Genomic DNA, 11,946 nt, shown 5'->3' with positions numbered 1-11,946 from the left:
TACAAGGAGCACCAAGATGACCACCGCGATCAAAACCGCTCGTATCTACCACGACCATGCGCATGCACCCGCTCATGCGCAGGTCTCGCTGGACTATGATGGCCGCTTCCTGCGCCGCAAGATGCTGGCCACGGATGATGGCGAGGCGTTTCTGGTTGATCTCTCCAACACCAAATCGCTGGATCATGGCGGGGTTCTGGTATTGGAAGACGGTCGTGAGATTGAAATCGTCGCGGCCCCCGAAGAGCTGCTGGAGGTAAAGGGCGACCACCTGCTGCGCCTTGCCTGGCATATCGGCAACCGGCACACACCCTGCCAAATCGAATCTGACAGGCTGCTGATCCAGCGCGATCACGTCATTCGCGACATGCTGATGAAACTGGGTGCCGATATTCGCGAAGTCGTCGAACCCTTCACCCCCGAAGGCGGGGCCTATGGCCACGGCAGGACCCATGGTCACGCCCACTAGCTCTGACATCCTGACACTGACCCAATGGTTGTCCCCCGCCTATCCGGTTGGGGGCTTCGCCTATTCCCACGGGCTGGAGGCAGCGATTGAACTGGGCCGGGTCGCCAGCGCAAACCAGACAGGCGACTGGGTCGCCACGATACTGCAACATGGCTCGGGCTGGAATGACGCGCTATTTCTTGTGGCCGCGTATAACGCCGATGACAGGGCCGCGTTGGCCCGAATCGATGCCTCCGCCCGCGCCTTTTGCGCCGGGTCGGAACGGCTGATGGAATCCGACCTTCTGGGTCAGGCTTTCGGATCCGTGACCGGAGATATCTGGGGGCTCGACCTGCGGCGCCTCACCTACCCGGTCGCGGTGGGCCGTGCCGCGCGGATGCAGAATCTGCCGCGCCCGCTGGTGTCGCAGATGTTCCTTCAGGCCTTCATGAGCAATCTTGTGGCCTGCGCAACCCGCCTTGTCCCTTTGGGACAGACCGATGCTCAGCGGCTGATTCGTGATCTGACCCCGCTCTGCACTTCGATTGCGGAAACAGCACAACACACGGGCCTTGATGAACTGGGTTCAACCGCATTCCTGTCCGATATCTTGTCGATGAAACATGAAACTCAATATTCAAGGATATTCCGAACATGAGCAGTATGAACGGCCCCCTGCGCGTTGGTATCGGCGGCCCGGTTGGCGCTGGTAAAACGACCCTGACTGCCGCTTTGGCAGAGGCCCTGGGCGAGGCCTTTTCGATTGGTGTCATCACCAACGACATTTATACGCAAGAGGATGCCGAAGCGTTGATGCGGATGCAGATTCTGCCCCGGGACCGGATTATCGGTGTCGAAACCGGCGGTTGCCCGCATACCGCGATCCGCGAGGATGCCTCGATCAATCTGGCCGCCGTGGCAGAGATGCAGGCCCGTCACCCCGGCTTGGATATAGTTCTGATCGAAAGCGGCGGCGACAATTTGTCGGCCACATTCAGCCCGGAACTGGCGGACCTGACACTCTACGTGATCGACGTTGCAGCGGGTGAGGAAATTCCGCGCAAGGGCGGTCCTGCGATAACGAAATCGGACATTCTGATCATCAACAAAACAGATCTCGCCCCCCATGTCGGCGCGTCGCTCGAAGTGATGGAGCGCGACGCCACGCAAATTCGAAAGGGCCGACCTTTCGTGTTTTCGGCCCTACGCCACCGAACGGGCGTTGACGCGATCGTCAGTTTGTTAGCGCAGATTGGGGGTCTGAAAATTGCAGATGGATGTGTTGCAGAGGCTTCTGGCGGTTGACGTGTGCCTTTGACGGCGGAATGACGACCGAACCATGTAGCTCGTAGTCCGCTCACAATTTCGTTCTTGGGCGCGGCGAACCGGCCCGATCGCCGATACAGTGCTCCACCGCAAGGTGTCGTGCCGACACCCCCCGAGGATGAACGCAATCGTCATCAATGGGTTATCTTCGGCAAGTCTCCGAAAGAGCTCGTTTGTCTCGTTGCTCGAAGGGTCCACCAGTACTTGCAACCAGTCTTCGCCTTGCCTCAGTTTTCCACTTCAAAATTTGTTGGCGTAACCTGACCATGTTGATCAGTTTATGGGATATGGCCAAAGTATAGAACCCGCCTGAGCATTGGACTTTAGACACTAGGCGACGTGTTTGGGCGGCCAAGGAACCTAGTCATTTGAAGCAGCTAAGTCTGAGTACCCGAGTCCTCAGAACGTCCGAACTTGTGGGCGAAATCGGCCCGAAGCGGACGTTCATCGACACATGTCGCCGCTGCGGTGCGGTCCGTCGAACCGGCCGTTCGCTGCAGGCGCAAATTTTCAGGGTGCACGAACTCACAGTCTGCGGGACAAACCGGCCGCAAGCACATAAAACTTAAACGGCAGGTTCGTTCCGCGCTGCCGCATTCTCACACGTCAAAGCCAGCGCGCGGGCGATCTCGCGCAGATGGACGTGGCCGGTGCCGCAGCAGCCGCCGAAGATGTCCATATGCGGATAGCGCGTCCGCAGGTCGCCCAGTTGCTGGCCAAGTTCCACAGGGTTGCCATCTTCGATATGGCCCAGTTTGCACAATGCGATTTTCTCCATCTTGGAGGCATTGGGCCGCACGCCACGCAGGCGGTTTATCCAGTTGCCATCGGTCAGTGCCGGTTCGTATTCCAATGGGTGCGAGCAGTTGAGCAGGTAATAGTCCGGGGCGGCGTCCCCGGCTTGACAGTCAATCTCAGTAATGGCGTCCGCCAATGTAGGCCCGGAGCGCAGCCGATGAGAACTGTCTAGCGTCAGTAAAACGGTCAGCGGAACGCCTATGCCCGCCGCAGCGCGGGACACGCCGACAGCCTCGGGAATGTTGTTGAAGGTTGCCGCGCAGGCGAAATCCACATTTGCCGCTTTCAGCGTTTCCAGTTGCACCGAATGATAGTCTTCAGCACTTTCGATGGCAATTTCGGTGTTCAACCCATAGGCATCGCCACGCGGCCCAATGCAGCCGCCGATCAGAAGTTGCGGGATCTGGCCAGCATAGGGCTTTGCGATTTCACGCAGGAACTCGATGCTGGCGATATTGGCCTCGGCCAGACCAGCGGGAGAATAGCCCAGCTTTGCCCCCCCAATCGGGACTGGCGCGACAATCCAACCCGGTCAGCATGAACGACAGGCCAAATTCGGCGGCGACGTCCAGCATGTCTGACATGACCTGTCGCATGGCCGTTACTGCCTTGGGATTGTCCAGCAGCGGGAACATGGCGAACTCAGGCAGTTCGAAACCGTGGCGATACATGATTTCAGTTTCGGTGCCTCCTTCGGTCAAGAAAATTGCGCCGGTGCCAGTGGCCGGGGTTGGATTAGTGCGGGTCATGCCTCACGCCTCCGGCTTGATGTTCTGGTTAAAGCGAAAGCGGTTCTGCGGGTCGTATTTCGCCTTGATTTCGACCAGCCGTTGATAGTTTGCCCCGAAGGTCGCACGGGTCAGCGCATCATTGTCTTCGCCATGGCCGGGAAAATTGAGATAAGCTCGGCCCTCGTGCCCGAAGCGTGCGGCACTTTCCCAGCCATCGCGCGCCCAGGCAATGTTTGCAGCGTCGTCTGCTGCATCCGGCCAGACGCCATCGAGCGAATACATCCATCCGAAAGAGCGGTCGCCAAAGGCGGTGGCATCTGCAGGCACGCGCGCAGTGGCCCCGCCGAAGTTCCAAAGTGAGGAGATCGAGTTTTCCGACGGCGCGGCCTCAGCATTGGCCATGGCAAGATCAATCATCTCGTCAGAAAGATCGGTCAGGTAGCGCGCCTTCCAATAGCAACGGAAGTCACCGGCGGGCATCAGCGTGTCAAACAGCGTCTGAACCTCGCAATAGTCCATCCGGCCCGAGAAATCGGTGACCATGTTACCCAGCTCTCGCAGGGGTTGCATCAGCACTTCGCCTTCGGCCGCGTCTCCGTTGTACACGCAGGCCAGAGTATAAACGCGCTTGCCCCAGCTTTCCTCGGGGAAGTCTTCGCCGCCTGCGGTGGAAAACTCACACAGTGACCCGATCAGCCCGTCATGTTTGAGCATAAAATCCCGCCAGGCGCGGATCGGGCCAGGGCCATCTTCAACTGCGTAAATCGGGGCGGCGAACATTACTTCGGGCCCGGCCGGGTGTAGGGAGAATTCGAACCGGGTCACCACACCAAAGTTACCGCCACCGCCCCTGAGCGCCCAGAGAAGCTCTGGATTCTCATCAGCGCTGGTATGAACCAGTTGGCCATCGGCCGTCACCACATCCGCCGCCACGAGGTTGTCAATCGACAGCCCGTGCTTGGCCCGCAGCCAGCCGATGCCACCCGAGAGTGTCAACCCTGCCACGCCGGTATCCGAGATAAGTCCGCCGGGGGTGGCCAGCCCATGGGTCTGGGTGGCCTTGTCCACGTCACCCCAGAGTGCGCCGCCCTCCACCGAAGCGATGCGTCGTTCGGCATCAACACTGACACCTCGCATCTGGGTAAGGTCAATCATCAATCCGCCATCGCAAACCGCATGGCCCGCAACGTTATGGCCGCCCGCGCGGATTGAAATGCCCAGATTATGGGATGCGGCATGGCGCACAGCTGCCATCACATCCTGCGCATTCTTACACCGCGCAATCAGCGCGGGTCGCCTGTCGATCATCGCGTTCCAGACGCCGCGGGCCGCGTCATAGCCGTCTGCCCCTGCTGTAAGAAGCTCACCTTCAAAGCCGGTAATATGTGTGTCTGGGGTGCTCATGATCAAATCCTTTCCTTCATATTCAGAAAGGCTAACGCATCGGGCTTGGCGCGCTCAGTGGCAATTTTGCCAGTTTTGCGGCATACTGGACAAGCGATTATGGCAAATCGGCCGGAACCGGGCCGTTTTGGACATTTGTGCCGTAAGGGGGAATTGAGAAAATGGCAAAAAAGCCGCAGATCTTGTTGCTGGCCGCGCCAGAGACTTCGGCTTCGGTGCTTTATGGGCTTTATGATGTGTTGATGTCGGCGGGGGCTGTTTATCTGGATATGGTGATCGGCAAACCAGGGGATGAGTTGCTGGACGTGAAGATTGTCACCGCCAACGGAAAGCCATTCCGTTGTATTGGTAATATCCCGGTGGAGCCGCACGCCGCCATCGGCGATATAGAGACCCCTGATGCGGTGGTTGTCTGTGACATGTACACCACGATCTACGATGTGCCTCACGGGCGCTACCCGCGTGAGATTGCCTGGCTGAAGGCGATGCATGCAGGCGGGGCGCTGTTGTCGTCGGTCTGCTCGGGATCGCTACTCTTGGCCGAAGGGGGCTTGCTGGATGGCCATCGCGCCACAGCGCATTGGGCCTATCGTGACATGTTCCAACGGCATTTCCCCAAGATTTCGTTCCAGACGGAATCGGTGCTGTGCCTAGCGGCGGAGAGAGACCGGATCGTCACCGCCGGGGGCGTCAGCGCCTGGCATGATTTGGTGGTCTACCTGATTGCACGCTTCTGTGGTTATCAGGTTGCGATTGAAACCGCTAAGGTGTTCCTGATCGGAGGGCACGCCGAAGGCCAGTCACCATATGCGGTGATGACAAGGCCCATGGAATCCAACGACGGCCCGATCACCGACAGTCAGGAATGGATTGCAGAACATTACGCTACCCCCAACCCGGTGGAGAAGATGGTTGAACGTTCAGGCCTCAACCCGCGCACGTTTTCACGCCGCTTCCGAACGGCCACGGGCTTTGCCCCGATCGAATATGTGCAGGCGCTGAGGGTTGAAGAAGCCAAACAGATGCTGGAAATGGACCAGATGAGCAATGACGACGTGGGGGCCGCCATCGGCTATGACGATCCGGCGTCCTTTCGACGGGTTTTTAAACGCGGGACCGGCATGACACCCGCTGCCTATCGCAAGAAGTTCCAACGGATTGCCCGGATCGCACAACCGGCTTGAGCACGGCATTGCAGACATTGGTTGGGAATGCAGAATTATGCACTTTGGGCTCTTCGCGGTCATCGGATGCAACGCAGCATCCGCTAAGCTGTACGATTGCGCCATCTTCGAGGACGGCCCAATCCCGACCTTCGCCTCACCTTAACGTTGCTGCAGTCGCAGCCTGCTTACCGGCCATTCGCAGCGCGTGCAAAATCTGGAGATGATCGAACTCACACTCTACGGACAAATCCGCGGTACATGAATACAAGAGACGAGGCGCCATCAAGGTTTACCCTGCGAGCCTGACAAAGTAGCGTGTGCTCGGAGGAGTTTGCCCAATGCAAAAGTTCGACGTCGCTCGATTAGCAGCCCTGTCTGACGGTGTATTTGCGATTGCTATAACTCTTCTTGTCCTGGATCTGGATCTTCCGACCGGCACGGAGAAATCTGTTGGAACACTGATCCTTGCGGACCTTCCGAAGCTGTACGGCTGGCTGATCAGTTTCTTGGCCATCGGTGCGCTTTGGCTCCACCACCATTACATCGTCGCGCAGCTCCGGTTGGCCGACATCACGGTCCTGTTGCTCAATCTGGCCTTGCTCCTGTTCATCTCCGTCGCGCCCTGGACCACCTCGCTGATCAGCGCATACGGCGATAGCCCGGTGTCGGTAATATTGTTCTCGGGCACGCTCGGAATGGGATGGTTGTCGATTGCAATGATGGCAATGCATGCGCGCGACCGCAGCCTCCTCGTCCCGGACGCACCCGCACCGGAGCCGGGACTGGCAACAACCTTGCTTTCAATTCGGGGCACATTGATCGCGATCCTGTCCATTGCACTGGCGTTTGTTGACACCACGCTGGCAATACTTGTCTGGGTCTCGCTAATCGTGATGCACCCATTTGTCTATTACCGCTGATCGCGACCCGCAAGCCAACAACTCCCGACTGGGAATTCCGCAACTCATACCGTTGCGCAATGCCAAAGGTGGAACTCAGAATGCGCGCCGATCAGGGATGGACGGCGCGCATGGGCATATGGGCCGAGCATTCGACCGACGGCCTCACTCGAGCGTGTTCTTGTGGATAACCCCGTCCTTCATGATCAAATCGAAGTTCTGGTCCGGGTCCGCCATCAAGCTTAGATCATCCAGTGGGTTGCCGGCAACGATGATCAGGTCGGCTAAGGCACCTTGGGAAATGACGCCCTTCTCCTTGGGGTATGGGTCCCGCGGCCCTGACAGCTTCAGAAGCTGCGCATTGTCATAGGTCACCATCCGAAGCGCCTCAAAGGGCGTGTAGCCGAAATGCGACCCAAGAAGTGCCACCATCTTGTTCTGCTGGATACCGCCACCTGGCGAAAACAGTATATCGGTCCCGAAGGCGACCTTCAGGTCGTGTTTTTTTGCCAATTCATAGGCTTTTGCGGTTCCCTGAACCATTATCTCTTGCTTGGCTTTCACGAACGGGTTTGCCGCGTATTCCGAGTCATCCTCAATTGCAAAGGGTTGCAGAGAGAGCCAGATGTCCTTTTCGGCGAGAAGTGCCATGGTTTCATCGTCCAGAAGCTGGCCGTGCTCCACGACCTTGACCCCGGCTTCTACAGCTGTTCTGACGGCGGTGGGCGTGTAGGCGTGAACCGTGACGTAAGTGTTCCATGTGCTGGCCACCTCGACGGCCGCTTTTATCTCTTCCAGCGTGTACTGCTGCACATCGAGAGGGTCGAAACTCGACGAAGTGCCGCCACCTGCCGCCAATTTGATTTGCGTGGCACCCATCCGAAGTGCCTCACGCACGCGCTTGGTAACCTCGGGCACGCCGTCTGCCGTCATCAGGATCGCATTGCGTTCCCAGTAGTCCAGAGGGTCAGCCGGATTGGCAGGGACAGCGTTTTTGCTGCGGAAGTCAAAATGACCGGAGGTCTGGCTGATCGGCGGGCCCGATGGATAAATTCGCGGGCCCACAAGCTCGCCTGAATCCACCAACTTCTTGATTGCGAAGGGATTGCCGCCCATGTCTCTCACAGTGGTAAAACCGCGCATCACGGTGGCCTCAGCCCCAATCGCACCGCGCAGCGCAACCTCCGACACATCGCCCGCTGCAAGGATATCGACAGGAATTTCGGCAAAGCTAACGTGCCAGTGATTGTCGATCATGCCGGGCATCAGGGTTCCACCCTTGCCATCGATCACCGTCGCATCGCCTGGGTCGATCTCGTCGGTCGAGACGCTTTTGATTGTGGTGCCCTCTATTAGAACATTCGCGTTTTCGATCAGGTCGGGGTTCTGTCCATCAAAAACGGAGACGTTGGTTACCAGGACATCGGATGTCGACTGCGCTTGAGCCGTTCCCGCCAACATTATGGAAATTAATAAAAAAAAGCTTCTCACCTTAGATTCTCCTCGCCGCCAACTCGATTAGACTCTATGATAGAGCAACAAGTCGAACAACATTTTGGGGTGTGACAATCTGGGCAGATGTCGGCGTCTGATCGATTTTGCGTTGGCACCTATAGTGGGCGGACATCTTGGCGCTAAAGGCGCTCTGAGTGGTTGCAACCGACGGGGATTGAAAGGTGGATCGGAAATGGCACAACGCACGGCGAGCGCTGCGTCTGCTTTTCAGGGTCGGGGCGCGCGCATGACAGCGGTGATCGCTGGCCGCGGCTGTGCCGTCCGTTTCTGCCTGACGCTGCTAATCTCCGTCGGCGCAGCGGAGTATACCTGTGCCGAGGTGCTTGGCGGGCCTTCATCGGTCCGGTCCGATTTACTGCTCTCCTACGCGCCGCCCGATCCGAACTATCGCTTCGATTTCCCACGCAACCTGGTCCCCGGTTATTTCGACTGGAAGGACAGGCTCGAAGCGCGGGGAATCAAGTTCAACTTCGAGTATCTTTCGCTTGGCCAATCGACCAACGCGGCGTTTGGACCGGGTAAGGCCGTCGGCGGATTGGCACGGCTTTACGGCACTTGGCAGGCAACCTCCAACGGGTCGCTGACATTCAAGGTCGAGAACCGCCGCAGCTACACAAGCGTATCGCCGCAAGGTCTCGGAGAAGCATCCGGGGCGCTGTCGGTGACCGGCACCGTGTTCAGCGACGCTGGCACGATTCTTACCAATCTGTTTTGGACGCACACCGCTAAAGACAAGCGTTGGGCGGTTCGCTTCGGCTTGATCGACGTCACCGACTATCTCGATTCCTACGGTCTCGTCAGCCCGTACGCCGCCTTTCAAAATGCGGCCTTCAGCACCAGTCCGACGATTGCCGCGCCCAGTCAGGGTCTTGGCGTTGCCGGGGCCGCACAACTAGGTGACAACTTCCTTGTTTTCGGATCGGTGGCAGATGCCAATGCCGACCCGACGACCTCGCCGGACTTTGACGTTGTAGTGGATGGAGATCTCTTCAAGAGCCTCGATTTGGTCTACACGACGGATGTCGGTCTAGCCTTCTACAACAATGCTCATGTCACGATATGGCATTCGGATGCCGCCAGTGATGGCAGCCGTGCTGAGGACTACGGAGCGACTGTTTCGTTGTCAGCGATTTTGCAGAACGGATTTTACCCGTTCTTTCGGGCCGGGCGTTCGCGCGGAACAGCGGCCCTTTACGACCGTTCCATCTCTACCGGATTGGGGTATTTCGCGTCCAATGGCGATCTCGCCGCGGTCGGCTTTGACTGGTCCGGCGCCCGAGATATCGAGGGGACCCAGTTCACGGCAGAAGCGTTCTACCGGTTTTCGCTCTCGCCTGGTCTGGAACTGACCCCGTCGATCCAGTTCATCAATAACCCGCTGCTCGACCCTTCGGGCGACGGCATTACCCTGATCAGTTTACGCGGACGTTTCGTGTTCTGAGATATGTGGTGTGGCGCAGGCGAGCGACTGTCAGAAACCGTCCGTCAACCCGCCTTCGGTTAGTTGCGGCGCGCACGTCCAGATCCCGCCATTGCCACGGAATGTTTCAGTCCGCATGAACTGCGGCTTCCGGTCGTGAACGCGTCTTCCGTGAATTCTCGTCAGAATTTCACATGGTCGGCATTCTACTCGTCGATACTGAGCGTAGCATCGAACTTGATGAACTCGGAGCCGACTTGCCCGGTGCGGAATGTCGGGTGTTAGAATCTTCGTCTGAACGTCCGCTCTATCGGTTGTCGCATTCACAGGACGCACATGCGGCGGAGGTCCGCAGTCCGCCGCAGGTGCCGGGCACGGTGGTCTTGATACGTCTTCACCGGACTTTGAAGCCTTTTGCAGCGAAATGGCGCTTGGTCCGCTTGTGAGACATCAAGCTGCCGCGCGGCGAACGACCGCTTCCGATCTGGCCCTTACGGCGATGCTCGAACGACCGCTTTTGTGAAACCAAGCTGCGCTGCAGCGATGGGCTGACCGTCTGATGGTGATCTGGACGATCAGGCTTGCCGCTCGTACATCGGTCCGATTGGTCCCGCATCTGAGACGTCGGAGGCATAAGTGCCGAACGGCAGCTGCCTGCGGGAGCAGTCGTTCGGGCACAAAAGCGGACTTCATCACGCGGTCCGGCCTCCTCAAATGGCTGCTGAACCCGGCTTTGCGGACATCTGACCGAACCGCTCAGATGTCTCAGAAGAGCCCGAAGCGGCCGCTCCTCGCCCAACGAAATGGCCATCCTCAAAAGTCGTATCAGCTGCTAGAAGACAACCCGTGCACGCAGACCCACGATCGTGATGCTGGACTGCCCCGGATTTAACAGCGGATTGTTGATGAGCTGGACCGACGGTGTGATCTGGAGGTTAGGGGAAATCGAGAAGCGATAGAATGCTTCCAGCGTTGTCTGGCTGCCGGGAATGCCATTCGCCTCGGCCCAGTTCAGCCCTAGTCCAGCTAGATCTGTATTGCGGCCATAGTAGCCCAGACCGATGGAGACTGAGTTTTCGTAAAGAGCCGCGGTGCCCTTTGATTTTCCGGCGCGCACGAATGGCATCCATTTGTTGTCGACAAACCAAGCGGCGGAAAACGCCGCACCGTAGTCCTCAGGTCGGCTGCCGTCGTCCGCGGCATCTGAATGCCAAAGCGTGAGATGGATGTTGTCGAAATAGATGCGGTCCATTCCACTGGTGTAGCCGATCTCGATACTCTTGAAGAGATCGCCATGGCTAAACACATCCAGATCGGGTGAGGAAGGATCGGCATTTGCATCGGCGACGCTGCCAACGAGGTAAAAGTTGTCGTTGAGCTTTAGGCCTCCGGCGATCCCAAGTCCCGGATTAGGCGCGTTGATGGTGGGATTGGTGTTGAAGGCGAGGTTCTGAAAACCGGAATAAGGGCTTACCAAACCATAGACATCCACAAAGTCGGTGACGTCAATCTGGCCGAATTGCAATGTCCACGACCCGTCCTGCGCCCGCTGTGTCCAAAATAGGTTGGTCAGCATCGTGCCATTGTCATTGAACGCCGTGCCGGTGATTGAGAGAGCGCCGCCATCCAGCCCGAAGAACTGCGGAGCAACAGCGCCATAGGCATGACGGTTTTCAATCTTGAAGGTCAAAGAGCCTTGTTCCGTTGCTTGCCAACTGCCGTAAAAGCGGGCGATACCACCTCCGGTTTCTTCTTCACCAAGGTCTGCGTTGGACCATTGTCCAAGAGACAAGTAATCGAGATTGAACTTGAAACCGTCTTCGGCCAGACCTTCTTTCCAGGCGAACCAGCCGGGCGCGATATTGCGGGGAAAGTCCGAGCGGAACTGCGGATCGGTCAGACCGTCGCCGGGGGCCAGATCCGCTTGGGTAGATGATGGGCCAGATAGTCCCTGCGCGGACGAGACGTCCGGAAAAAGGACCATGGCGGCAACAGCCACGATTGATCGAAGGATGGTCATTGCGATTCCTCTGCGGATCACTTCTCGGGGCGCTGGTTTATCCGCGATTTGATTTTGTCTTTCAACTTCCTGGGCGATTTCGCGTCGTCGCAGCGCATTGATGCTCTGCGAAAACTGAAACGACACGGAAGAGGCACACATCTAAGTGGCACATGTCGAGCGGTCCCAAGGCCTAAGAAGGATCAGACGGGGCAACCCGTTAAGAGGTCGCCCCAGCGC

Annotated in this window: 11 protein-coding genes; 6 read left to right on the top strand and 5 right to left on the bottom strand. The window is 58.0% G+C overall.

Annotation, left to right across the window (positions count from 1 at the left end):
* Nucleotides 1-16 precede the first annotated feature (16 nt).
* From ureE to ureG, 3 genes are read left to right on the top strand one after another with little or no spacing between them, the layout of a single operon-like run.
* A complete protein-coding gene (gene ureE / locus ACR0AM_RS19050) occupies nucleotides 17-469 on the top strand; it encodes an urease accessory protein UreE (protein WP_209504410.1) in 453 nt (150 codons plus the stop codon).
* A complete protein-coding gene (locus ACR0AM_RS19045) occupies nucleotides 453-1,106 on the top strand; it encodes an urease accessory protein UreF (RefSeq protein ID WP_209504916.1) in 654 nt (217 codons plus the stop codon). Before ureE ends, ACR0AM_RS19045 begins: the two co-directional genes overlap by 17 nt.
* On the top strand, nucleotides 1,103-1,753 hold the full coding sequence (gene ureG / locus ACR0AM_RS19040; RefSeq protein WP_480520392.1) for an urease accessory protein UreG: 651 nt from the start codon (nucleotides 1,103-1,105) through the stop codon (nucleotides 1,751-1,753). The genes ACR0AM_RS19045 and ureG overlap by 4 nt, the downstream gene beginning before the upstream one ends.
* Nucleotides 1,754-2,339: 586 nt before the next feature.
* Here the strand turns inward: ureG and ACR0AM_RS19035 are convergent.
* Genes ACR0AM_RS19035 through ACR0AM_RS19025 form a run of 3 tightly spaced genes read right to left on the bottom strand, consistent with a single transcriptional unit; the run spans nucleotide 2,340 to nucleotide 4,707 of the window.
* Complete coding sequence (locus ACR0AM_RS19035; protein WP_480623725.1) at nucleotides 2,340-2,999, bottom strand: homocysteine S-methyltransferase family protein; 660 nt, start codon at nucleotides 2,997-2,999, stop codon at nucleotides 2,340-2,342.
* A 1-nt stretch (nucleotide 3,000) separates the two neighbouring features.
* Nucleotides 3,001-3,321: a hypothetical protein gene (locus ACR0AM_RS19030; protein ID WP_480623721.1), complete on the bottom strand. Its 321-nt coding sequence runs from the start codon at nucleotides 3,319-3,321 to the stop codon at nucleotides 3,001-3,003.
* A gap of 3 nt (nucleotides 3,322-3,324) precedes the next feature.
* Complete coding sequence (locus tag ACR0AM_RS19025; protein WP_480623720.1) at nucleotides 3,325-4,707, bottom strand: FAD-binding oxidoreductase; 1,383 nt, start codon at nucleotides 4,705-4,707, stop codon at nucleotides 3,325-3,327.
* A 161-nt stretch (nucleotides 4,708-4,868) separates the two neighbouring features.
* Between ACR0AM_RS19025 and ACR0AM_RS19020 the strand changes: the two genes are divergently transcribed.
* Together ACR0AM_RS19020 and ACR0AM_RS19015 are read left to right on the top strand one after the other, a co-directional pair.
* Nucleotides 4,869-5,891 (top strand): GlxA family transcriptional regulator, encoded by a 1,023-nt coding sequence (locus tag ACR0AM_RS19020; RefSeq protein ID WP_480623719.1) that lies wholly within the window; start codon nucleotides 4,869-4,871, stop codon nucleotides 5,889-5,891.
* Nucleotides 5,892-6,211: 320 nt separating this feature from the next.
* A complete protein-coding gene (locus ACR0AM_RS19015) occupies nucleotides 6,212-6,793 on the top strand; it encodes a TMEM175 family protein (RefSeq protein ID WP_480520390.1) in 582 nt (193 codons plus the stop codon).
* Nucleotides 6,794-6,937: 144 nt separating this feature from the next.
* Here ACR0AM_RS19015 and ACR0AM_RS19010 read toward each other — a convergent pair whose 3' ends face one another.
* Nucleotides 6,938-8,263, bottom strand: a complete 1,326-nt coding sequence (locus tag ACR0AM_RS19010) for a metal-dependent hydrolase family protein (protein ID WP_480623718.1) — start codon at nucleotides 8,261-8,263, stop codon at nucleotides 6,938-6,940.
* A gap of 250 nt (nucleotides 8,264-8,513) precedes the next feature.
* Here ACR0AM_RS19010 and ACR0AM_RS19005 point away from each other — a divergent pair, with 250 nt between their 5' ends.
* Nucleotides 8,514-9,728, top strand: coding sequence for a carbohydrate porin (locus ACR0AM_RS19005; protein ID WP_480623717.1), 1,215 nt, complete (start codon nucleotides 8,514-8,516; stop codon nucleotides 9,726-9,728).
* An 811-nt stretch (nucleotides 9,729-10,539) separates the two neighbouring features.
* On the opposite strand, the gene ACR0AM_RS19000 is transcribed toward ACR0AM_RS19005, so the two are convergent.
* The gene (locus tag ACR0AM_RS19000) at nucleotides 10,540-11,727 is read right to left on the bottom strand and encodes a carbohydrate porin (protein ID WP_480476172.1); all 1,188 of its coding nucleotides are present in this window, start codon (nucleotides 11,725-11,727) and stop codon (nucleotides 10,540-10,542) included.
* Between the last annotated feature and the right edge of the window lie 219 nt (nucleotides 11,728-11,946).

Source organism: Ruegeria sp. AD9 (assembly GCF_056542305.1).
This window is presented reverse-complemented; position numbering and strand designations above follow the sequence as displayed.